This is a genomic window from Lentzea sp. NPDC020367 (genome assembly GCF_044387305.1).
Classification (GTDB): Bacteria; Actinomycetota; Actinomycetes; order Mycobacteriales; family Pseudonocardiaceae; genus Lentzea.
The window spans coordinates 310,180-331,768 of record NZ_JBIRVV010000003.1 but is presented as its reverse complement, the minus strand read 5'-3'; the positions used below and the strand labels follow the sequence as shown (position 1 = coordinate 331,768).

Genomic DNA, 21,589 nt, shown 5'->3' with positions numbered 1-21,589 from the left:
CGTTGCGGTCTGACTCAACTGGTTCGAGATCGGTCCAAGCGGTCGCCCTTTCGTCGTCGGTCGCTGCTAGCCGATGGTCAGGCCGACGCCGATGAAGGCCTCCGCGGAGACGTCGCCGCTGCCGAGGTCGATGCTGGCGTCAGCACCGACCGCGGCACCCGCGTCGACGGTCACCAGGCTGGTGTCCACGCCGACGTCGGCTCCGATTCCGATGCCGGCGTCCACGGCGATGCCCGGACCCACGTGCACGCCTGCTCCGGCGTGCGCGTCGATCACGGCTGCCGCGTGCGGGCCGACGTTCACCCAGATCCCGCCGACGTGGATGGCGTTCGCCTTGTCCTCGACGACGGTCTCGGTGGCCACGGCGGGGGTGACCGCGGGAGCCACTGCGGGTGCGGCCGTCTCGACAGCGGTCTCGACGACAGCGGGCGCGCGGTCGTCCGTGGCGCTCACGTCGGCAGCGACTTCAGCGTCAGCTACCACCGCGGCGTCCACGTCCGCGTCCACAGCCGCGTCGAGGTCGATGTCGAGATCCGACTCGAAGGCACCGCCGACGTCCACGCCGGCGCTGACGCCCGCGTCGACCTGGGCGGCGAGCCCAAGAGCGACCTGAATGCCACCGTTGGTCATCACGCTGATGCCTGGACCGGTGTCGAGCGCGACGTGGGCACCGGCGGCGACGTCGAGCATGTCGACGTTGCCGCTCACCCCCACCGTCGCGTTGACGTGGTTGTCCTGCAGCAGGACGAGGATCGGGTCGGCGTTCGCGGTGCCCGTCGAGAACGGCAGGGCGAACGCCAGGGTCGTGACGGTGGCGGCGGCTCTCAAAGCCCACCGGGAGCTGGCCATGTGCGCAGGACCTCCTCGGGTCGATGCGGACGTTTCTCGGGAACGTCCACGTCAATCGACGCTAGGTCGCGCACCAGCCACGCAAGGGTGGTCCGGGTTTCCTACCGGGGGATGACCGACCGTCAGTCCTCGTCCACCAATGCGGCGGACGTGACGCGATGAAGAGGGAACCTCAGCACCTCTCCGTAGCTGTGGTCGTAGCCCTCCAGCACGCCACCCCCGACGACGTGCGGCTCGATCACGCGCTGTGCCGCCGTGCCGTGGGAGTCGACGAACCCGACGAGCACCCTGCGGCGCGCCCGTGCGGCCTGCTGGAGCAACGACAGGGTCGCCGACGGACCGGCGCCGAGATGGCCGGGAACGGCCACCCGTTCACCCCGTGGTGTCGCGGCGGCACGATCACCGGCCCGGACCAGCCGGACGAGTTCACCCAACCGCTCGTCGGCCTGCACGGCGGGTGACACCGGTTTGCGGGCACTGCGCTGCCTCGGCGTGGTCCGGCGGCCACCCGGCCGCAGGTCGAGGACCTGGCCGTCCGGGCCTTCCGCGGCCGGGGCGAACCCCGCCGAGCGCAGCCCGTCCAGCACGTCCGCCAGCGGCAACGGGCTGACGAGCACGGTCGGCGCGATCCGGCGCAGCTCCAGCCGCCCGGCCTCCGGGTGCGCGAGGACCTCGCTGATCAGCACCGAGTCGTCGCAGCGCAGGAACGAGCCCGCCGCCCCGCCGCGCAGCCTGCCGTGGCGGCGCGCGGCGTCGTCGATCAGGTAGGTCAGCGACTGCGGCACGGGCGTGCGCGAGCGGGTCTTGAAGAGTTCCTGCAGCTCGTCGGCGGTGCGGCCGGAGTCGAACGCGCGCCGGACCGTGGCCTCGCTGATCCGGTAGACCGTGGCGCTGCCGGCGGACTCGACGTTCGCGACCAGCGCCAGTTCGTCGGCGAGCTCCGGTTCGAGGCGGCCGGGGGCGACGACGGTGAGGTCGGCCTGCACCAGCACGTGGTCGAGCGGTGCGGGCAGGGCGTCGCCGAGTGCCTTGGCGGCGTGGCCGGGACCCTCGTCGAGCAGCACGCGGCCCGCGCTGGTGATCGAGCCGAGGGCGAGCACGCCGACCGCGGTGCCCTCCTCGACGGTCCAGCGCACCAGTTCGTCGCGCTGACGCCCGCCCCGGCGAGGTGCCCGCCAGGCCAGCAGCGCGGCCAGGTCGGTGGGGCTCGAGATCGAGGTGCCCTTGGGGAACGCGCCGAGCGCCTCCAGGACCCACCGGCGGTCGCGCGGGGCCTGGGCGCGGCGGATCTCGTCCGCGAGCGGGTTGAAGAGCTTGTCCTTCTCGTCGCGGCGGCCGACCAGCGCGGGCAGCCGCGGCAGTTCCAGCCAGGCGTGCGCGAGGGTGGCCCAGCGGACCTCGGTCGTCGCCGCGAGCCAGACGTCGGCCTTGGTCGTCGGCATCCACTCCGGCTCGGAGGCCTCGGTGTTCGCGGCCATGTCCGCGCCGACCACGAGCTCGATCAGCAGGGCCGCGCGGCGTTCGTCGACGTCGAGGTCCTTGGCGACCTTGCGCAGCTCACGGACGCCCAGACCGCCCGTCCGCAGTACCGGCGCGGGCTCCGCCGACCAGCTCGCGATCAGGTTCTCGACGTGCCGGACGAGTTCGAGCGCCTCGCCGCCGCCCGTGGCGTCGACGCTGGTCTGCTGGAGCGTGGTGGTCTTCGGCTTCGGCTCGGTGACCTGGATCGGGCCGAGGGGGCGAGCGCCCCGCAGTTCGAGAGCGATCTCGCGGGGCAGTTCGACGGTGCCGGGGTCGCGGCGCAGCAGCAGGCCGCGCGCGAGCAGCCGTTGCACCGGCGTCTCGGCCTTGTCGAGCGGCACGACCCGGGAGGCGTCCTTCGTGTCGCCGATGGGAGGGCCGGCCGCGAGCTTCTGCAGGACGCGCTGCTCGCCCTCGGTGATGCCTTGGAGGTCGTACGTCTGACCGGTCTGTCGGCCCAGCCCGCCGGGGTAGGAGCCGAACGCCTCCCGCGTGACGGGCGGGACCGACAGCGCGTCGTCGTCGCCCCAGGCGAGCGCGAGGGACCTGAGCCTGCCGACGGCCTGCTTGAGCGGTCTGGGCTTCACGTCCGGCCCGAGGATCTCGCCGAGTGTGGGCAACGCCACGGGCTCGGCGTCCGCACCCTGCACGACCAGTGCCTCGAGCACGGCCAGCGTGAACGTGTCGAGGTCCTCGCAGGCGCGCGCGATCGACGCCCTGGTGCCGACCCGTGTCGCGAGCACGGACATATCGGCAGGTGGGGGCGTTGCCAGGTCAGGACGGGCGCGCAGCAGTGCGACGAGAGCAGCGTCGTCCTGGGCGCGCAGCCAGTCGGCGAGAGTGGTGCCGGACATTCTCACCACGGTATATGGGCCGCTGGTGATCTCGTCGTCCTCTGTCACACTTGTCGCGTCATCTGGCACCACCGAGGAGGAGAACGTGGCGAAAGGACGCCCTGGACGGGTCGACCCGCACTGGCCGGAAGGTCCGGACGGCGGTCACCCCGTCACCGAACTGACCAGTGACGTGCAGGGTGCGCTGTCCCCGTTCGGCACGGTGACGTTCCCGCTGTCGTCGGACGACCTCCCGTACCGGCACCCGGTGACCGAGATCAACAAATCCTGATCGGTCCTCATCGGACTGTCAGAGCGGTCTTAAGACTGTCGAGTCGCGTGCGTACCGCAATGGGGCCGGGGATAGGCTCACTTCCCGCTTGAGCTGTACTTCGTGGGAGGACGACGATGCCGGTCCCCGGCCCTGGTTACTCGATCACCGTTCGTCTGGAGGCGCCGCCGTCAGCGAGCGCCGCGGGTGACCTCACCTCGGCCGTCGGCCGCGCCGGCGGCGTGATCACGGCGTTCGACGTCGTGGAGTCGCACAACGACCGCGTCGTCATCGACCTCACGTGCAACGCGCTTTCCGCGAACCACGCCAAGGACATCACCGACACGCTGGAGACGCTGCCCGGCATCGTCGTCCGCAAGGTGTCGGACCGCACGTTCCTCGTGCACCTCGGCGGCAAGATCGAGATCGCGTCCAAGGTGCCGCTGCGCAACCGCGACGACCTGTCCCGCGCGTACACGCCGGGTGTCGCCCGTGTGTGCGAGGCGATCGCCAAGAACCCGGACGACGCGCGCCGCCTGACCATCAAGCGCAACACCGTCGCCGTCGTCACCGACGGGTCCGCGGTGCTGGGCCTCGGCAACCTCGGCCCCGCCGCCGCCCTGCCCGTGATGGAGGGCAAGGCCGCGCTGTTCAAGAAGTTCGCCGGCGTCGACGCCTGGCCGGTCTGCCTGGACACCCAGGACACCGAGGAGATCATCCGCGCGGTCGAGCTCATCGCTCCCGTGTACGGCGGCATCAACCTCGAGGACATCTCCGCTCCGCGCTGCTTCGAGATCGAGGCCCGGCTGCGCGAGAAGCTCGACATCCCGGTGTTCCACGACGACCAGCACGGCACGGCCATCGTCGTGGTCGCCGCTCTGCGCAACGCCCTGCGGGTCGTGAAGAAGGACATCAAGGACTGCCGCATCACGGTCTGCGGTGTCGGCGCGGCCGGTTCCGCGATCATCCGCCTGCTGCAGGCCCAGACGCCCGGCGACATCATCGCCGTGGACGTCGACGGCATCGTGCACCGCGACCGTCCCGGCCTGGACTCGAACCTGAAGTCCATCGCCGCGACCACGAACAAGGGCAACGAGTCCGGCCGCCTGCACGACGCGCTGGTCGGTTCCGACGTGTTCATCGGCGTCTCGGCTCCCAACCTGTTCGGTGCGGAGCAGGTCGCGACGATGGCCAAGGACGCCATCGTGTTCGCGCTGGCCAACCCGGACCCGGAGATCGACCCGATGGAGGCCCAGCAGCACGCCGCCGTCGTCGCGACCGGCCGCTCGGACTTCCCGAACCAGATCAACAACGTGCTGGCGTTCCCCGGCGTCTTCCGCGGCCTGCTGGACGCGCACGCGCGCACCATCACCGACGCGATGCTGCTGGCCGCCGCGCAGGCCATCGCCGACGTGGTGGAGGGCGAGCGGCTCAACGCGTCGTTCATCGTCCCGTCGGTCTTCGACAGCACCGTTGCTCCGGCCGTGGCCGAAGCGGTGCGCAAGGCAGCGACTTCCTAGGGCCTTTACGCACGGGCTGTACGCCTTGGGCAGGCATACGATCGCCATATGACCAAGCAGTTCACCCACCTGGACTCCCACGGCGCGGCCCGGATGGTCGACGTCTCCGGCAAGGAGCAGACCACCCGGACCGCCGTGGCGACCGGGATCCTGCACACGACCGCCGAGGTGGTGGAGTTGCTGGGCGCCGACGGCCTGCCCAAGGGCGATGCCCTGGCCACGGCCCGGATCGCCGGCATCATGGCCGCGAAGCGCACCTGGGAACTCGTGCCCCTGTGCCACCCGATCTCGTTGTCGTCGGTGGTGGTGGATCTGGCTCTCGCGGACTCCGCTGTGCTGATCACGGCCACGGTGCGCACCACCGACCGCACCGGAGTCGAGATGGAGGCTTTGACCGCGGTCTCCGTGGCCGGGCTGACGTTGCACGACATGGTGAAGTCGGTCGACCCCGCCGCGTCGTTGGACGCGGTTCGGGTGGAGCGCAAGGAAGGCGGCAAGTCCGGTCTGTGGGAACGCCCGTGAAGGCCGTGGTGATCACCGCGTCCAACCGTGCTGCCGCTGGGGTTTACGCCGATCGCAGCGGGCCTCTGATCGTCGAGTGGCTTTCGGCGCGCGGCTTTTCGGTTTCCTCGCCGGTCGTTGTGCCTGATGGCGATCCGGTTCGTGAGGCGCTGGTTGACGCGGTGGCTTCTGGGGCCGAACTTGTTCTGACCACTGGTGGGACCGGGATCAACCCGACTGACGGGACTCCGGAAGCCACCCGTGCTGTTCTGGACTACGAGGTGCCCGGGTTGGCTGACGTCATTCGGATGTCCGGATGGCCGCGTGTGCCCGGGTCCGTGTTGTCGCGCGGGGTGGCCGGGGTTGCCGGGCGGACGTTGATCGTCAACCTGCCTGGATCCACCGGTGGGGTGCGGGACGGGCTGGACGTGTTGTCCTCGGTCGTTGAGCATGCTCTCGACCAGCTGCGTGGAGGTGACCATCGATGAGCGTGGTGTTGCGGGCCGTTGTCACCTCGGAGCCGTTGTCGGTTGAGGAGCACGCGGCTTTGGTCGGGTCTGATCGGGCCGGTGCCGTGGTCACCTTTGCCGGTGTGGTGCGGGATCACGACGGTGGGCGGTCGGTGCTGGAGTTGGAGTACCACTCGCATCCTTCTGCTGCGGACGTGGTGGCTGAGGTTGTTTCGGCCTTGGCTGAGAAGTACTCCGGGGTGCATGGGATTGCTGTTTCGCACCGGGTTGGGCCGTTGAAGATCGGTGATGTCGCGCTGGCCTGTGCGGTGGCTGCTGAGCATCGGGGGGAAGCGTTTTCCCTTTGTGCTGACCTGGTGGATGAGGTCAAGGCTCGGTTGCCGGTGTGGAAGCGGCAGGTGTTTCCTGGGGGCGAGGACGAGTGGGTCAACTGCCCCTGAGCCGTTGCCGTGCGGTGCGGGTTGCGTGCGGGCCGTTGCTGTTTCAGCGGGGTTGGTCGCGTTCCGTGCGAGTGGTCGCTTTCCGAGGGTGGTCCATCAGGTAGTGACGAAGTGCGGGGTTGCGATTGGGGCTTGACCTTGAGCCTCTAGCTGGGTGCGTAGTCGGCCTCACAAGCCGGGGTTCAAAGCGCCCCGGCCGAGCCCAGACAGGGTGGCACCCAGCCCCTCAAGGTCAAGCCCCAATCGCCATGAGCGGGGTGCACCGCTACCCGGCGCTCTAGGTTCAGACGGCTCGCCTTCGGCATTGCGCCGCCAGGTTTCGTCCGTGGTTGCTTTTCGTTGTTGGGCGTCTGGTGGCACCGCGCGGTGCCGGTTGCGATGGCGGCAAGGGGGCCGCGTCGGTCGGCTTGCGGGCGTTCGTCACGTTCCAGCGGAGGGGCGCTTTGCGTGGGGTCGTTGCCCGGCTTCCGCCCCGCTCGTCGCCCTTGTGCGGAGACGCAGGCAGGGACCTCACCGTCGGGGGGTAACGGTGAGATCCCTGGTCCTGTGTCAGCCCGAGTCGAAAGGGCTGGCGTTCGTGCGGCCTGTCAGATCCGTGGTGGATCGGTCTGGTCTTGGAAGACTCAGATCAGGATCTTGTGGCCCGGGAAGATCAGGTCCGGGTTCGTGAGGAAGTCCTTGTTCTTCTCCACGATGGCCTGGTAGCCGCCGGCGACCTTGTTGGCCTCGGCGATCTTCGACAGGGTGTCGCCCGCCTTGATCTCGTAGTTGCCGGCCGGGTTGGTCTTCGAACCCGCGAGCGCGACGACCGGCGCCTGCTGCACTGGTGCGGTCTGGCGCTGCTGCGGCTGGGCCTTGCGCTGCTGGGGCTGCGCCTGCTGCTTCGGGGCCGGGGCGCTCTTGCCCACGTAGGCGCCGAGCTTGGCGCTGCAGGCGGGCCACGCCTGCGAGCCCTGCGTGCGGAGCACGTTCTCCGCCACGCGGATCTGCTCCTCGCGGGAAGCGTTGGCCGGGTTGCCCTGGCCGCCGTTGGCGTTCCAGGTGCCCTGCGTGAACTGCAGGCCCCCGTAGAAGCCGTTGCCGGTGTTGGCGGCCCAGTTGCCACTGGCCTCGCACTGCGCGAGTGCGTCCCAGTCCATTCCAGGGGCCGCGTTGGCGGTGCCAACGGCCAGGCCCAGAGGGGCGCCGGCGATGATGCCGACAGCCGCGACCTTGGCGATAGTGCGAGCGGCGGAACTCTGCTTGCCCTGCTTGCCTCGGTTGAAAGCCATGTGCCTCTCGGTCCACCGCACCTGCTGCCAGGAACTCGGGTTCGGGGCCCGGTACGTTCCTGCGTCCCAGTCCGGCGGTTTCTCTCGCTCGGGGTTGTTCCGGAACACCCTCGGACTGGGCTCGGTGCTGGTGCTCCGGTAGTGCTCGTGGCCGGTTCGGGGCCAGCCGAGGAGCGACCGTACGTAACCGGCGGGGCCCTCACCAAATGTTTGCGGCTGTGACGCGCATCACAGTAACAGTTTGGCGCGTTGTGCAGAGCCTACAAACGCGCAGGTCAAAGGTGTCGTTATCGGTCCGTTTCCATTCTGAGATCGGGCGAAAACTATTACGGAAAGTGAGGCGTGGCTCACGCGTGCTGGGCCATCGGAGGCGGGGACCGGTCCCCTGAAAGGGGCGCCACGCGGACCGCATGACCGAGCCGGCACGGCGTCCGAAACGCCCTCGCGTGTTGATCATCGCCCTGGTGCTGCTGGCCTTCCTGACCCTCTAGAGGGGGCCGGGCGGCGTCGTGAACCTGGGCGACGCGGAGGTGGGCCAGGCCGCGAGCTGCGCCGTGATCGGCGCAGTCTTCTTCGCGGCGGGCACCGCGCTGGTCTTCCTCGCCCCGTCGAACCAGTACTACCGGCCGGCCAGGAGCCGGCGGAGGCACAGGAAGAGCCAGCGGCACGCCACGACGTGTACGCCGCTCGGCTCAGCCGCCCGCGAACGGCGGCAGCACGTCCAGCTGAGAGCCCGCGGGCACGCGCACCGACGTGTCGCGGACCGCGACGCCGTCCAGCAGGAAGCTCGACGCGGCGAGGACCTTGCCGAGCTTGTCGCCGTGCCGTTCGCCGATGGTGCTGACCACGAGGGCCACCGTCGGCTCGGAGGCGTCGAGCAGCAGGTCCTCGTCGGCCACCCCGGCCGCGGCGCGGGCGCCCGCGAAATAGCGGATCTTCACGGCCGTCACTGTCATCCTCCGATGGCGCTCATGGGGCGGTCCGGCTGCGAGAAGCCCGCGTCGTTGATGCCGTGGCCGGCCGCCTTGGCCCACATCGTGGCACGCCAGGCGTCGGCGATCGCGGCGTCGGGGGAGCCGTCGCGCAGCAGCGCGCGCAGGTCGGTCTCGCTCTGGCTGAACAGGCAGTTGCGGATCTGGCCGTCCGAGGTGAGCCGGGTGCGGTCGCAGGCGGCGCAGAACGGCCTGGTCACCGACGCGATCACGCCGACCACCGCGGGGCCGCCGTCGACCAGCCAGCGTTCGGCGGGGGCACCGCCGCGCGGGGTCTCCTCCGGCGTCAGCGTGTAGGCGGACGAGAGCATCGTGAGGATCTCATCGGCCGTGACCATGTTCGTGCGCGTCCAGCCGTGCTGCGGGTCCAGCGGCATCTGCTCGATGAACCGCAGCTGGTAGCCGTTCTCGACGCAGAACCGCAGCAGTGGGACGGCCTCGTCCTCGTTCATGCCGCGCAGCAGCACGGAGTTGACCTTCACCGGTTCCAGCCTGGCCTCGCGGGCGGCGTCGAGGCCGTCCAGCACGTCCGTGATGCGGTCGCGCCTGGTCAGCGTCGCGAACCGGTCGGGGTCGAGGGTGTCGAGCGAGACGTTGATGCGGTTCAGGCCGGCGTCCTTGAGCGACTGGGCCCTGCGCTTGAGGCCGATGCCGTTCGACGTCATCGACATGCGCGGACGGGGCTCCAGCGCGGCCGTCGCGGCGATGACCTGCTCCAGGCCGCGCCGCAGCAACGGCTCGCCGCCGGTGAACCTGATGTCCGTCACGCCCAGGTCGACCACGGCGATGCGCATGAGCCGGATCAGCTCGTCGTCGGTGAGCAGCTCGTCCTTCTGCAGCCAGTCGAGGCCCTCGGCGGGCATGCAGTAGGTGCAGCGCAGGTTGCAGCGGTCGGTCAGCGAGACCCGGAGGTCCTTCGCGACGCGGCCGAACCTGTCGACGAGCAGCGGCGAGTCCGGACGTGCGGACACGTCAGGGGTGCCGCGCACGATGGGTAGTCCCAGCTCAACTGCAGTCACCTTGTTCAGCTTAATGAACAACCCGTTGTAGGTGACTCCACAAACGAGGTTTCTCACTCTCTGCCCGTTTGGAGCACTCTCACAACCAATTGTCTTAGCGGCTAAGATGTTCAACATGGAACCTGAAGTGCTCGAGAGGTTCACCTGGTACATGCGGGAGCAGAGCGCGCTCACCGTCATGTTCCACACGAAGGTCGCCGCGCGGATGGGCCTGTCCGCGACCGACGAGAAGTGCATCGACCTGGCGATGAGGGCCGAGGGGCCGATCACGGCCGGTCGTCTCGCCGAGCTCTCCGGGCTCTCCACCGGCGCCGTCACCGGCGTGATCGACCGCCTCGAACACGCCGGTTTCGTCCGCCGCGTCCGGGATCCGCACGACCGCCGCAAGGTGCTGGTCGAGGTCACCGTCGGCGACGTGGAGAAGTTCGGGCAGCTGTTCGAGGAGGCCCGGCAGAGCCTCATCGAGGTGCTCGGTCACTTCGGCGACGATGAACTCCAGGTGATCGAACGTTATCTCCAGCTCCAGATCGCGACGTTCCGCGCCCGCGTGATCGATACTTAGACCCATGTGGCACTACTTGATGGACATGGACGGCGTCCTCGTGCACGAGGAGCACCTGATCCCGGGAGCGGACGAGCTGGTCGCGGAGCTTCGCGCCGCCGAGACCCCGTTCCTCGTGCTCACCAACAACTCCATCTACACGCCACGGGACCTCCGCGCGCGTCTGCAGCGCACCGGCCTGGACATCCCGGAGTCGTCGATCTGGACGTCCGCGCTGGCCACCGCCAAGTTCCTCGACTCGCAGCGCCCGAACGGCTCGGCGTTCGTCATCGGCGAGGCCGGCCTCACCACCGCGCTGCACGAGATCGGCTACGTGCTGACCGACCGCGACCCGGACTACGTGGTGCTCGGCGAGACCCGCACCTACAGCTTCACCGCGATCACCAAGGCCATCCGCCTGGTCGAGGAGGGCGCGAAGTTCATCGCGACCAACCCCGACGCGACAGGCCCGTCGCGCGAGGGCTCGCTGCCCGCGACCGGCGCCGTGGCGGCGTTGATCGAGCGCGCCACCGGCCGTGAGCCTTATTACGTCGGCAAGCCGAACCCGTTGATGATGCGCTCGGCCCTGCGCGCGCTGGGCTCGCACTCCGAGAACGCGCTGATGATCGGCGACCGCATGGACACCGACGTGCGCTCGGGCCTGGAAGCGGGTCTGTCGACCATCCTCGTGCTGTCCGGCGTCTTCACCGCCGAGAGCGCCGAGATGTTCCCGTACCGCCCCACGCGCGTGCTGAAGTCGATCGCCGAGCTCGTCGGTCACTCTCAGGACCCGTTCGGCGACTGGACTGACCACTGACGCGCGAGGGTTCATCACCTATCGTCGCGGAGGTGGACACGGATCGACGCCCTATGTACGTCGTGGGTGACGTGCACGGGCACCTCGAGGAACTGATCAGAGCGCTGCACGCGGCCGAACTGTGCGACGAGGACGGGCACTGGACGGGTGGCGAGGCCGAGCTCTGGTTCCTCGGCGACTTCGTGGACCGCGGGCCCGACGGGGTGGGCGTGATCGATCTGGTCATGCGCCTCGGTGAGGAGGCGGCGGAGGCGGGCGGCACGGTCAGCTCGTTGATCGGCAACCACGAGGTCCTGCTGCTCGGCATGCACCGGTTCGGCGACGAGCAGGTGCCGGACAGCATGGGGCCGCGGTCGTTCGCGCGCAGCTGGCTGCTCAACGGCGGGCTGCGCAGCGACCAGGACCGGCTGACCGACGAGCACGTCGAGTGGCTCACCAACCGGCCCGTGCTGAAGCTGCGCGACGATCACCTGCTGATGCACTCCGACACGGTGGCCTACCTCGAATGGGGGGCCTCGATCGAAGAGGTCAACGAGGCCGTCCGGCACGTGCTCAAGGGCGACGACCTCGTCGACTGGTGGGAGTGCTGGCGCAAGATGACGACCCGGTACGCGTTCCGGGGTCCGCAGGGTCCGGAAATCGCGGACGAGCTGCTCGCGACCCTCGGGGGCAGCACGATCGTGCACGGCCACAGCGTCATCGCCGACCAGCTCGGGGTGCCGCCGGACCAGATCGACGGGCCGCTCGTCTACGCCGACGACAAGGTGCTGGCGATCGACGCGGGCCTCTACAGCGGCGGTCCGTGCCTGGTCGTCCCCTTGCCATACGCCGGAGCCTGACTACCGTCTGGTGGATGACCGCCAGCTACTCCTCGGGCACGTCCGCCGCGCCGCTGCTGGGCGACACGATCCACGCGAACCTCGCGGCGACCGTCGCGCGCTTCGGTGACCGCGAGGCACTTGTCGACAAAGCCACAGATCGACGGTGGACGTACGCGGAACTCGCGCAGGAGGTCTCCCGCGCGGCCGCCGGGCTGCACGCGCTCGGCGTGCGCAAGGGCGACCGGGTCGGGATCTGGGCGCCGAACTGCGCCGAGTGGGTGTTCGTGCAGTACGCGACGGCTCGGATCGGCGCGATCCTGGTCAACGTCAACCCGGCGTACCGCGTGCACGAGCTGGAGTACGTGCTGAACCAGGCGGGCATCCACACGCTGGTGTCCGCGCGGTCGTTCAAGACCTCCGACTACGCGGCCATGATCGAGGAAGTGCGGCCGCGCTGCTCGTCGTTGCAGAACGTCGTCTACGTCGACGATCCACAGTGGACCGGCGACGAGATCCCGGACGTCGAGCTGGACCGCGACGACCCGATCAACATCCAGTACACGTCCGGCACCACGGGTTTCCCCAAGGGCGCGACGCTCTCGCACCACAACATCCTCAACAACGGCTACTTCGTCGGCGAGTTGATCAACTACACCGAGGACGACCGCATCTGCGTGGTGCCGCCGTTCTACCACTGCTTCGGCATGGTCATGGGCAACCTCGCCGCCACCAGCCACGGCGCGTGCGTCGTGATCCCGGCACCGGCCTTCGACCCGGCTCGAACCCTTGCGGCCGTTGAAGAAGAGAAGTGCACGTCGCTCTACGGCGTGCCGACGATGTTCATCGCGATGCTGGACCTGATCGACGGCTACGACCTGAGCAGTCTGCGCACGGGCATCATGGCGGGCTCGCCGTGCCCGGTCGAGGTGATGAAGCAGGTCGTCGACCGGATGGGCATGCGCGAGGTCTCGATCTGCTACGGCATGACCGAAACCTCCCCGGTGTCAACGCAAACGCGCGTGGACGACTCCCTCGACCGTCGCGTGGGGACGGTCGGCCGGGTCGGTCCGCACCTCGAGGTCAAGATCGTGGACCCGGAAACGGGCCGCACGGTCCCGCGCGGCGAGCCGGGGGAGCTGTGCACGCGCGGCTACTCCGTCATGCTCGGCTACTGGAACGAGCCGGAGAAGACCGCCGAAGCCGTGGACCAGGCCGGCTGGATGCACACCGGCGACCTGGCGGTGATGGATGACGACGACTACGTGAACATCACCGGCCGCATCAAGGACATGGTCATCCGCGGCGGCGAGAACGTCTACCCGCGCGAGATCGAGGAGTTCCTCTACACCCACCCGGACGTGCTCGACGCCCAGGTGATCGGCGTGCCCGACGCCCGGTACGGTGAGGAGCTGATGGCCTGGGTGCGCCTGCGCGACGGCGTCTCCGGGCTGACCGCCGAGGCCGTCAGGGAGTTCTGCGCCGGCAAGCTCGCCCACTACAAGATCCCGCGGTACGTGCACGTGGTGGACGAGTTCCCGATGACGGTCACCGGCAAGATCCGCAAGGTGGAGATGCGGGCGAAGTCGGTGGAACTGCTCGGCCTCGACGACAGCGCGAAGCACGCCTAGGACAACTTCGGCTCGATCACCTTCATCACGGCCTGGGCGATCTCGCACGACCTGCCACCGGCGTCGGTGAGGACATCCGCGGCCGTGACGCCGCCGGGACGCGTCAGCACGACACCGCACGTGCCTGGTCCCCTGCTGTTCTCGGCGAGCAGCCCGGAGTGCCCGCCGATGGTGATCGGGGAGGTCTTCAGGCCCTCCGGCTTCCCGAGGTACTGCTCGGGCGTGGACCTCTCGCGAAGGTTGATCGAGAGCGGGCCGGAGTCGTCCGAGAGCCAGAAGCAGCTCGAAGCGTTCGCGTACCCGTTGTAGAACCGGTGCTCGGTCAGGTCGGCCGGATCGAACAGGCGGCACGCGGGCGTGTCCGCGGGCGTCGTCGACGGCGCCACGAAGGGCTCGACGGTCTTGACCGGAGGTCGGATCATCGCGCAACCGGACAGTCCGAGGGCGATGGCGAGCACAGCGAGGCGCAGAGCGTTCACGGAGCGAAATCGTCCCGCGAATCAACAATCTGCGCAGGTCAAAGTGCCTCTTGCGGGAAAGGTGTGACCGGCGCAACATCAGTGGATTCCGCCGAAGGAGGCGCGCATGCTCACCGCCACCAGAACCACGACGATGCTGCCCGTCGAAGACCCCGAGCGCGCCGGCCGCTTCTACGCCGACATGCTCGGCCTCAAGCCCATCACCACGACCGAGGACGGCACGCGGATCTTCGCGCTCGGCCAGGGCGACGCGCTGGGCCTCAGGCCCGCCGAGAAGGGCGCGCAGAGCCGGCAGACGGCCATCAGCTTCGAGGTGCCCGATCTGGAGGGCGAGATCGCGGAACTCGAAGGCAAAGGCGTGCGCTTCGAGGACTACGACCTGCCCGACTTCAAGACCACCGGCCACATCGCGGTCATGGGCAACGAGCGCGCGGCGTGGTTCACCGACACCGAGGGCAACATCCTGTGCCTGCACGAGCTGTTGGACGGCGAAGCCTGACGGCACGTGCCACCGAGTGGTCGTCCGCGCCTCGCCCCGACGAGGCGCGGACGACCCTCAGGGAACCTCGATGATCTCCTTGCCCAGCGGCACCAGCGAGACCTTCACGAGCTTGAAGTTCGCGATTCCCAGCGGGATGCCGATGATCGTGATGCAGAGCGCGATGCCGGTGAGCACGTGGCCGATCGCGAGCCACAGTCCGGCGACGATGATCCAGATGACGTTGCCCAGCAGCGATCCGGTGCCCGCGCCCGGCTTGTCCACGACCTCGCGGCCGAACGGCCAGAGCGCGTAGTTCGCGATCCGGAACGACGCGATGCCCCACGGGATCGTGATGATCAGGACGCAGCAGATGAGGCCGGCGACCGCGTAGCCGACGGCCATCCAGAAACCGGCGAGCACCAGCCAGATCACGTTGAGGATGAGGCGCATGCCTCCAATCTAAGCTCACCTCATGACGTGGGGTGTGATCGCTACAGGTGGAATCGCGCATGCCGTGACCGCCGACATGCTGAAGGCGGGCGTCGAGGTGGGCGCCGTGTCGTCGCGCGACATCGCGAAGGCCGAGAAGTTCGCGGAGAAGTTCGGGATCGCGCGTGCGTACGGCGACTACCACGACCTGCTCGCCGACCCCGATGTCGACATCGTCTACGTCGCCACGCCGCACGGCCAGCACCACGAGGTCGTGCTCGCCGCTCTGGACGCCGGCAAGAACGTGCTGTGCGAGAAGGCCCTCGCGCTGACGGTCGCGCAGGTCGAGGAGATGATCGAACGGGCAAGGACGAAGCAGTGGTTCCTCATGGAGGCCATGTGGACGCGCTTCAACCCGTTGATCCAGAAGATCGCGAAGGCCGTCGACGACGGTGAGATCGGTGATGTGCGGATGATCCGCGCGGACTTCGGGTTCCGGCACACCTTCGACGCGGCCGACCGCCTGTGGGCCAAGGAAGCGGGCGGTGGCTCGATCCTCGACCTCGGCATCTACCCGGTCTCGCTCGCGCATCAACTTCTAGGCGTACCAACGCACATCCACGCGCACGGCAGCCTCGCGCCGACCGGAGTGGACGCTGACGCCGGCATCCTGCTGGGTTACGAGAACGGTGCCCAGGCGTTGCTCAGCTGCTCACTGGCCGCGAACACCGGCAGCAGCGCCACCATCGTCGGCACCGAGGGACGCATCGACATCCCCGACGCGTTCTACAACCCCACCAGGGTGGTCATCAACGGCGTCGAGCACGAGATCGAGGACGGCGGCTACACGCACCAGATCCGTTCGGTCGACGACTGGATCGCGATGGGCTTCATCGAGCACTCCGAGATGTCGTGGAGCGACTCGCTGGAGATCATGCGCATCCTCGAGACCGCGCTCGGTCAGCTCGGCGTCTCCTACGCGGACGTCGTCAAGTAGATCAGCGCCACGTTCAGCACGACGACCGCGAAGGCCACGCCCCACGCGGCGAACGTGACGGAGCGCCGGTTCGTGAACGAGCCCATCACGGACCGGCGCGAGGTCAGCCAGACCAACGGCACCAGCGCGAACGGGATGCCGAACGACAGCACGACCTGCGACAGCACCAAGGCGAACGTCGGATCGACGCCGACCGCCAGGATCGCCAGCGCCGGCACCAGCGTGATCAAACGCCTTGTCAGCAAAGGGATCCGCACGCGCAGCAGCCCGTCCATCACCACCGCTCCGGCGTAACAACCGACAGCGGTGGACGCGAAACCCGAAGCCAGCAAACCCAAAGCGAACAGCAGCGCGATCCCGCCACCCAACGTGGCACCGATCGCCGCGTGCGCGCCTTCCAACGTGTCCACGCCTTCGCGACCCTGCAAAGCGGAAGCGGCGAGCAGCAGCATCGCCATGTTGACCGCGCCCGCCAGCACCATCGCGACCACGACGTCGACCTTCGTCGCGCCGAGCACCGACGGATTCCTGCCGTGCCGGTCGCGGGCCAGCGCGGAGTGCAGGTAGACCGCGTGCGGCATCACGGTCGCCCCGAGCATGCCCGCCGCGAGCAGCACGCTGTCCGCGCCGTCGAACCGCGGCACCAGCCCGGAAACCGCACCGCCAACGGAAGGCGGTGACACGAACAATCCCGCCATGAACCCGACCGCGATCACGAACAGCATGGTCGTGATCACCCGCTCGAACGGCTTCTGCCCGCGCTTGTCCTGCACCAGCAGCAGAACGGTCGACACCACACCGGTGATCACGCCACCGAGCAGCAACGGCAGGTCGAAGAGCAGGTGCAGCGCGATCGCCCCGCCGAGCACCTCGGCCAGATCGGTCGCCATCGCGACGACCTCGGCCTGGCCCCAGTACGCGAGCCGCACCGGACGCGGCAGGTGGTCCCGCACCGCCTCGGGCAACGACTTCCCGGTGACCAGGCCGAGTTTCGCCGACAGGTACTGCACGAGCCCCGCCATGACGTTCGCGACGACGAGCACCCACACCAGCAGGTACCCGTACCGCGCGCCCGCCGCGGTGTTGGTGGCCACGTTCCCGGGATCGACGTACGCGATCGCGGCGACGAACGCCGGACCGAGCAACGCCGCACCCGCACGCAGGCGGGCCGAGACAGCGACCACCGGACACCTCCTCTTGTTGCAGGATTATTGCAACAAGGGTGCCGCAGCTACCCGATCATGCGTCCATCGTCACTCTGGCGACCCTGACGACGGCGTCCATCGCGCCGTCCAGATCCCCGCTCGGCATCAGCAGATGACTCAGGGCGAGCCGCACGGTCGTCTCGGCCGTGAACCGCACGTGCCTGCCGGGGAAGTGGTTGCTGAGGTGCTGTTCGACGACCTCGGTGGCGTGGAACAGGATCGGATGGCCGCGGATCGTGATGAACGGCAACAGGTCCTCGGCGTTCTGCCCGGTCAGCACGGCCGAGACCAGGCGGTCCTTCTCGGTCTGCTCGAAGGTGAAGCGGAACGCCGACCGCATCGCCTCCCACGGGTCGGGGTCCTCCTTGAGCCGGGTCGCGATCCCGGTCAAGTACTCCTCCGTCTTGTGCACGGCGACGGCCTGGACGAGCCCTTCCTTGTTGCCGAACTCGTTGTAGACGGTCTGTCTGCTCACTCCGGCGCGACTGGCGACCTCGATCATGCGCAGCCCGTGGAATCCACGGGTCGCCAGAAGGTCGGCGGCCGAGTCCAGCAAGAGCTCGGTGATGTCGCTCACCCATTCACCTTTACACGTTTACAGGTTTTGTAAAGACGTAGAGTGAGGTTCTGTGCCGTTCACTGTGGGCTTCGACCTGGACATGACCCTCATCGACCCGCGGCCGGGCATGGCCGCCGTGCTGAACGAGGTGGGCGCCCGCACCGGGCACGCCCTCGACGGCGAGCACTTCGCGGCGAACCTCGGCCCGCCCCTCGACATGACCTACCGCGACATGGGCGTGCCCGAGGAGGAGATCCCGGACATGGTCTCGCTCTTCCGCGCCCTGTACCCGGAGCTCGTGATCCCCGGCACGGTCGCGCTGCCCGGCGCTGCCGAAGCCCTCGCCTGCGTCCGCGAACTGGGCGGCCGGACCATGGTCGTCACCGGCAAGTACCGCAAGAACGCCGCGCTGCACCTGGAAGCCATGGGCTGGGAGGTCGACCACCTCTACGGCGAGCTGTGGTCGACGGGCAAGGCCGAGTCGCTCAAGCTGCACGGCGCCGCCGTCTACGTCGGTGACCACATCGGCGACATGAACGGTGCCAGGGCCGCCGGCGCGCTGGGCGTCGGCGTCGTCACGGGACCGTGCTCGCGTGCGGAACTGACCGAGGCGGGCGCGGCGGTCGTGCTGGAGGACCTGCGGGAGTTCCCGGAGTGGCTCAGGACTTCTTCTGGCGTGATTTCCTGATCACCGCGACGATCCCGAGGCCGAGGCCGATCGCGGGCAGGTAGGTGCCGGCGAAGTTCAGCCACGCGGGCAGGTCGCTGTGGCCCAGGGCGAAGAGCACGAAGACCGCGATGATCGCCAGTACGCCCACGGCGAACAGGCCGATGGCCAGCGGCATCAACTTCGGAACGGTCATAGGTGCAGGGTAGTCGCGCTAACGGAGGTGCCTTCCTCAAGGTCTTCTGGCTACTCTGGTGGAACGCGTCCTGGGTACGCCTGGGGCGCGTTCGTCATGCAGACAAGGGAATGGTGAGCGCGGTGCCGACCGGCAAGGTCAAGTGGTACGACACGGAGAAGGGCTTCGGATTCGTCACCCAGGACGGTGGCGAGGACGTCTACGTCCGCAAAGCCGCTCTGCCTGCCGGTGTCGAAGGCCTCAAGGCCGGCCAGCGCATCGAGTTCGGCATGGCCGAAGGCCGCCGCGGTCCGCAGGCGCTGTCCGTGCGCCTGGTCGACCCGGCGCCGTCCGTCGCGGAGGCGCGCCGCCGTCCCGCCGAGGAGCTGCACGGTCTGATCGAGGAAGTGATCAGGCTCCTCGAGAACAAGGTCCAGCCTGACCTGCGCCGCGGCCGCTACCCGTCCGACAAGAAGACCATGAAGCTCGTCGCCGAGGCCGTCCGCGTGGTGGCGCGGGACCTCGATCCGTAAAAGGATCAGCGTCATGTCTGACGCTGACAGGATCGTCGAGTTCGTCTACGAGGTCGGCCAGCTCAAACGCCTGCCCAGAGCGGGGTGGCTCTTCGCCGGGGTGCAGAACCCCGAGTCGGTGGCCGCCCACTCGTTCCGGGTGGGCGTTCTGGCGTACGCGATCGCCGTGCAGGAGGGCGCGAATCCTGACAGGGCGGCGACTTTGGGCCTCTTCCACGACGTGCCCGAGGCACGCATCGGTGACATCCCGTACGTCGGCAAGCTCTACCTCGACGTGAAGATGCCGCCGGAGCAGGTCGCGCGGGACCAGGTCCAGCACCTGCCCGCGCCGCTGGCCGCGCACATCGAGGCGCTGGTGGCCGAACACGAGTCCGCCAAGGGCTTCGACCACACGCCAGAGGCGCGCTGCTCGCGTGACGCGGACAAGCTGGAGTTGTTGTTGCAGGCCAGGGAGTACCAGGCCGCGGGCATCACCAAGATGGAGCGCTTCATCCAGACCATGCAGGCGTCGGTGGTCACCGACACCGGCAAGGCCCTGATGGACTCGGCCCTGCGGATCGCCCCCAGCGAGTGGTGGGAGGCGTTCGGCAGGCGGTGATCAACGGGTGACGTCGACGACCCACGAGCCGCGCATGAGCGGCTGGCCGGTCTCCAGCACCGCGCCGGCCGCCTCGTGCACCTCGATGCGCAGCAGCTGGTCGGAGTCGTTCGGCACGGCCAGCGTGTACGTGTAGTCGTCGCCCTTGCCGAGCAACGGCGAGGAGCAGCCCTCCTGGACCTTCGCGGCGTTCTCGAACACGCACACGACCTCCCAGAGGCCGTCCGCGAGCCGCCCGTCCACGGAGATCTGCACGACCTTGCCCGCCGGCACCTTCAGCGTGCCGGGCGCGTTCTTCTCGGCGCAGTTGGAGCCCTCGACGTCGCAGTAGATCGTCGGCTCCATGCGGATGGTCTTGCCGTTCGCGTAGAACGTGACCTCGGGGTCGTGCTGCTGGAGCGAACATCCGGACAGCACGAGAACGCTGGCGGCCATTACAGAAGCAAGTCGACGCACGTCAGGCAGCCTACGGGGTCGCCGGGGCCGGCCTGCGGACCAGGCTCTGCAACGACGTGCCGTTGCGGTACATCCACGTCTGCGTGAGGCCCAGCGCGAGCAGCACGGCGAGCACGAGGAAGCCGATCCAGAACGTCGCGGGCAGCAGCACGCCGAGCGCGCCGCCGAAGACCCACGCGAGCTGCAGGATCGTCTCGGAGCGGCCGAACGCCGACGCGCGCGACTCCTCCGGCAGGTCGTCCTGGATCACCGCGTCGAGGCCGACCTTCGCCAGCGACGACGCCGTGGCACCCAGCAGCCCGACGACGGCGGCCGTGACCAGGCCCGGCAGCGCGGCGGCGACGATCGTGGCCGCCAGCGCCGTGCCGACGCAGGCGAGGATCACCTCGTCCGGCTTGGAGAAGTGCTGGCGCGCGCCGATCGCGTTGCCGAGGAAGCTGCCGACACCCGCCGCACCGGCGATCACACCGAGCAGGAGCAACTGCCGCACCGCGTCGCCCTCGGTCTGCTCGCGGATCACGAACGCCGCGAACAGCGTCAGGAAGCCGGTCAGGACGCGGATGGAACCGTTGCCCCACAACGAGACCACGACGTGCCGCGAGACGCGCTGCCTGGCGGGCTTCGGGGTGAGCGTCGCCGGGACCTCGCCCTCGGTCACCTCGACCCACGACGGGATCTTCATGCACAGCCACGCGTTCACCAGGCACAGCACCGCGGTGAACCACAACGCGCCCGGCGAGCCGAACACGTTCGCGAAGCCAGCGGCGAACGCACCGAACACGCCGCCCGCCGCGAGACCGAAGATCGTCATGCGGGCGTTGGTCTTGGACAGCGTGATCTCCGGCGGCAGCACGCGCGGTGTGATCGCGGACTTGAGCACGGTGAACGACTTGCTCAGTACCATGCTGCCCAGCGCGGCCGGGTACAGCAGCCAGTTGTCGAAGTTCAGCGCCATCACGACCGACAGCACGATCCGCAGCACGCACGACGCCGCCAGCGCGAGCCGCCGGCCGCGTTGGATCTTGTCCAGCAGCGGGCCGATGACCGGCGCGATCAACGCGAACGGCGCGACCGTGATCAGCAGGTAGAGCGCGACCTTGGTCTTGGACTCGGCGGACGCGGCCGAGAAGAACAGGGTGTTCGCCAGCGCGACGGCCATCGCGGCGTCGGCGGCGTAGTTCATCATCACCGCGTAAGTGACCGACGTCATGCCGGACTGGCCGGCACCGTCGGCACGCGCCGCGCGCCGGAACGCCGCGAGCGCCTGCTGCGAGATCTGCTTGCCGCGGAACCACGCCACCCGCGTCACCGTGAGCTTGCGCGGCGGCTTGGGCGTCGGAGTCGTCTGCTGGTCGGAGTTGGGCAGCGGACGGGTGTTCTGGGGACGGCGGGGCGGGGCGTGGAAACCGTGCTCGGACGCGGGCCCTCGACGCTCCCGCGGCCGGTACTCGTCGTCCTGCCACGGGTAGCGCTTCGGAGCCGGTCCGTCACTCCGCCCGCGGTCGTCCGTCACACC

26 protein-coding genes are annotated in these 21,589 nt (G+C 68.9%); 14 read left to right on the top strand and 12 right to left on the bottom strand.

Features of this window, described 5'->3' with window-relative positions; translation table 11 throughout:
* Positions 1–66 precede the first annotated feature (66 nt).
* Positions 67–849, bottom strand: coding sequence for a hypothetical protein (locus ACH413_RS13930; protein ID WP_360046550.1), 783 nt, complete (start codon positions 847–849; stop codon positions 67–69).
* A 122-nt stretch (positions 850–971) separates the two neighbouring features.
* A complete protein-coding gene (locus tag ACH413_RS13925) occupies positions 972–3,224 on the bottom strand; it encodes a helicase-associated domain-containing protein (RefSeq protein ID WP_360046552.1) in 2,253 nt (750 codons plus the stop codon).
* Between the two features lie 85 nt (positions 3,225–3,309).
* Here ACH413_RS13925 and ACH413_RS13920 point away from each other — a divergent pair, with 85 nt between their 5' ends.
* The 5 genes from ACH413_RS13920 to ACH413_RS13900 all read left to right on the top strand — a co-directional run bounded on the left by ACH413_RS13920 (position 3,310) and on the right by ACH413_RS13900 (position 6,405).
* The gene (locus tag ACH413_RS13920; RefSeq protein ID WP_330271303.1) at positions 3,310–3,495 is read left to right on the top strand and encodes a hypothetical protein; all 186 of its coding nucleotides are present in this window, start codon (positions 3,310–3,312) and stop codon (positions 3,493–3,495) included.
* Positions 3,496–3,611: 116 nt separating this feature from the next.
* Positions 3,612–4,994, top strand: coding sequence for an NAD-dependent malic enzyme (locus tag ACH413_RS13915; RefSeq protein WP_360046554.1), 1,383 nt, complete (start codon positions 3,612–3,614; stop codon positions 4,992–4,994).
* A 48-nt stretch (positions 4,995–5,042) separates the two neighbouring features.
* Positions 5,043–5,516 carry a cyclic pyranopterin monophosphate synthase MoaC gene (gene moaC, locus ACH413_RS13910; protein WP_093605470.1) on the top strand — a complete coding sequence of 158 codons (474 nt, stop codon included), beginning with the start codon at positions 5,043–5,045 and terminating at the stop codon, positions 5,514–5,516.
* A complete protein-coding gene (locus ACH413_RS13905; RefSeq protein WP_360046556.1) occupies positions 5,513–5,983 on the top strand; it encodes a MogA/MoaB family molybdenum cofactor biosynthesis protein in 471 nt (156 codons plus the stop codon). Before moaC ends, ACH413_RS13905 begins: the two co-directional genes overlap by 4 nt.
* The gene (locus ACH413_RS13900; protein WP_360046558.1) at positions 5,980–6,405 is read left to right on the top strand and encodes a molybdenum cofactor biosynthesis protein MoaE; all 426 of its coding nucleotides are present in this window, start codon (positions 5,980–5,982) and stop codon (positions 6,403–6,405) included. Before ACH413_RS13905 ends, ACH413_RS13900 begins: the two co-directional genes overlap by 4 nt.
* 623 nt (positions 6,406–7,028) lie before the next feature.
* On the opposite strand, the gene ACH413_RS13895 is transcribed toward ACH413_RS13900, so the two are convergent.
* From ACH413_RS13895 to moaA, 3 genes are all read right to left on the bottom strand, one after another.
* Positions 7,029–7,676 (bottom strand): transglycosylase family protein, encoded by a 648-nt coding sequence (locus ACH413_RS13895; RefSeq protein ID WP_360046560.1) that lies wholly within the window; start codon positions 7,674–7,676, stop codon positions 7,029–7,031.
* A 692-nt stretch (positions 7,677–8,368) separates the two neighbouring features.
* Complete coding sequence (locus ACH413_RS13890) at positions 8,369–8,617, bottom strand: MoaD/ThiS family protein (RefSeq protein ID WP_322789025.1); 249 nt, start codon at positions 8,615–8,617, stop codon at positions 8,369–8,371.
* Positions 8,618–8,628: 11 nt separating this feature from the next.
* Positions 8,629–9,687, bottom strand: a complete 1,059-nt coding sequence (moaA, locus tag ACH413_RS13885; RefSeq protein ID WP_360046562.1) for a GTP 3',8-cyclase MoaA — start codon at positions 9,685–9,687, stop codon at positions 8,629–8,631.
* Positions 9,688–9,802: 115 nt separating this feature from the next.
* On the opposite strand from moaA, the gene ACH413_RS13880 reads away from it, so the two are divergent.
* Genes ACH413_RS13880 through ACH413_RS13865 form a run of 4 tightly spaced genes read left to right on the top strand, consistent with a single transcriptional unit; the run spans position 9,803 to position 13,494 of the window.
* Positions 9,803–10,249, top strand: a complete 447-nt coding sequence (locus tag ACH413_RS13880) for a MarR family transcriptional regulator (RefSeq protein WP_319975810.1) — start codon at positions 9,803–9,805, stop codon at positions 10,247–10,249.
* Between the two features lie 4 nt (positions 10,250–10,253).
* Positions 10,254–11,045, top strand: a complete 792-nt coding sequence (locus ACH413_RS13875; RefSeq protein ID WP_360046565.1) for an HAD-IIA family hydrolase — start codon at positions 10,254–10,256, stop codon at positions 11,043–11,045.
* A 53-nt stretch (positions 11,046–11,098) separates the two neighbouring features.
* Positions 11,099–11,884, top strand: coding sequence for a metallophosphoesterase (locus ACH413_RS13870; RefSeq protein ID WP_360046647.1), 786 nt, complete (start codon positions 11,099–11,101; stop codon positions 11,882–11,884).
* A 14-nt stretch (positions 11,885–11,898) separates the two neighbouring features.
* Complete coding sequence (locus ACH413_RS13865; protein ID WP_360046567.1) at positions 11,899–13,494, top strand: AMP-binding protein; 1,596 nt, start codon at positions 11,899–11,901, stop codon at positions 13,492–13,494.
* On the opposite strand, the gene ACH413_RS13860 is transcribed toward ACH413_RS13865, so the two are convergent.
* Positions 13,491–13,973, bottom strand: a complete 483-nt coding sequence (locus ACH413_RS13860; protein ID WP_360046569.1) for a DUF3558 family protein — start codon at positions 13,971–13,973, stop codon at positions 13,491–13,493. The two genes, ACH413_RS13865 and ACH413_RS13860, sit on opposite strands and share 4 nt — an antisense overlap.
* A gap of 106 nt (positions 13,974–14,079) precedes the next feature.
* Here ACH413_RS13860 and ACH413_RS13855 point away from each other — a divergent pair, with 106 nt between their 5' ends.
* The gene (locus ACH413_RS13855; RefSeq protein WP_360046571.1) at positions 14,080–14,472 is read left to right on the top strand and encodes a VOC family protein; all 393 of its coding nucleotides are present in this window, start codon (positions 14,080–14,082) and stop codon (positions 14,470–14,472) included.
* A gap of 57 nt (positions 14,473–14,529) precedes the next feature.
* Here ACH413_RS13855 and ACH413_RS13850 read toward each other — a convergent pair whose 3' ends face one another.
* Positions 14,530–14,904 (bottom strand): YccF domain-containing protein, encoded by a 375-nt coding sequence (locus ACH413_RS13850; protein ID WP_360046573.1) that lies wholly within the window; start codon positions 14,902–14,904, stop codon positions 14,530–14,532.
* A 22-nt stretch (positions 14,905–14,926) separates the two neighbouring features.
* On the opposite strand from ACH413_RS13850, the gene ACH413_RS13845 reads away from it, so the two are divergent.
* Positions 14,927–15,880, top strand: coding sequence for a Gfo/Idh/MocA family oxidoreductase (locus ACH413_RS13845; protein WP_360046575.1), 954 nt, complete (start codon positions 14,927–14,929; stop codon positions 15,878–15,880).
* Here ACH413_RS13845 and ACH413_RS13840 read toward each other — a convergent pair.
* Together ACH413_RS13840 and ACH413_RS13835 are read right to left on the bottom strand one after the other, a co-directional pair.
* Positions 15,859–17,064, bottom strand: coding sequence for an Nramp family divalent metal transporter (locus tag ACH413_RS13840; RefSeq protein ID WP_360046577.1), 1,206 nt, complete (start codon positions 17,062–17,064; stop codon positions 15,859–15,861). The two genes, ACH413_RS13845 and ACH413_RS13840, sit on opposite strands and share 22 nt — an antisense overlap.
* 55 nt (positions 17,065–17,119) lie before the next feature.
* Positions 17,120–17,662: a TetR/AcrR family transcriptional regulator gene (locus tag ACH413_RS13835; RefSeq protein ID WP_093605457.1), complete on the bottom strand. Its 543-nt coding sequence runs from the start codon at positions 17,660–17,662 to the stop codon at positions 17,120–17,122.
* 52 nt (positions 17,663–17,714) lie between these two features.
* On the opposite strand from ACH413_RS13835, the gene ACH413_RS13830 reads away from it, so the two are divergent.
* Positions 17,715–18,332: an HAD hydrolase-like protein gene (locus ACH413_RS13830; RefSeq protein WP_360046579.1), complete on the top strand. Its 618-nt coding sequence runs from the start codon at positions 17,715–17,717 to the stop codon at positions 18,330–18,332.
* On the opposite strand, the gene ACH413_RS13825 is transcribed toward ACH413_RS13830, so the two are convergent.
* On the bottom strand, positions 18,304–18,507 hold the full coding sequence (locus tag ACH413_RS13825; protein ID WP_319975801.1) for a hypothetical protein: 204 nt from the start codon (positions 18,505–18,507) through the stop codon (positions 18,304–18,306). The genes ACH413_RS13830 and ACH413_RS13825 overlap by 29 nt on opposite strands.
* A gap of 122 nt (positions 18,508–18,629) precedes the next feature.
* On the opposite strand from ACH413_RS13825, the gene ACH413_RS13820 reads away from it, so the two are divergent.
* On the top strand, positions 18,630–19,019 hold the full coding sequence (locus ACH413_RS13820) for a cold-shock protein (RefSeq protein WP_090065801.1): 390 nt from the start codon (positions 18,630–18,632) through the stop codon (positions 19,017–19,019).
* Positions 19,020–19,032: 13 nt separating this feature from the next.
* Positions 19,033–19,617: an HD family hydrolase gene (locus ACH413_RS13815; protein ID WP_360046582.1), complete on the top strand. Its 585-nt coding sequence runs from the start codon at positions 19,033–19,035 to the stop codon at positions 19,615–19,617.
* Here the strand turns inward: ACH413_RS13815 and ACH413_RS13810 are convergent, their stop codons facing one another.
* Both ACH413_RS13810 and ACH413_RS13805 read right to left on the bottom strand, forming a co-directional pair.
* The gene (locus tag ACH413_RS13810; RefSeq protein ID WP_360046584.1) at positions 19,618–20,073 is read right to left on the bottom strand and encodes a DUF2771 family protein; all 456 of its coding nucleotides are present in this window, start codon (positions 20,071–20,073) and stop codon (positions 19,618–19,620) included.
* Positions 20,074–20,083: 10 nt separating this feature from the next.
* On the bottom strand, positions 20,084–21,586 hold the full coding sequence (locus ACH413_RS13805; RefSeq protein ID WP_360046586.1) for an MFS transporter: 1,503 nt from the start codon (positions 21,584–21,586) through the stop codon (positions 20,084–20,086).
* Positions 21,587–21,589 lie beyond the last annotated feature (3 nt).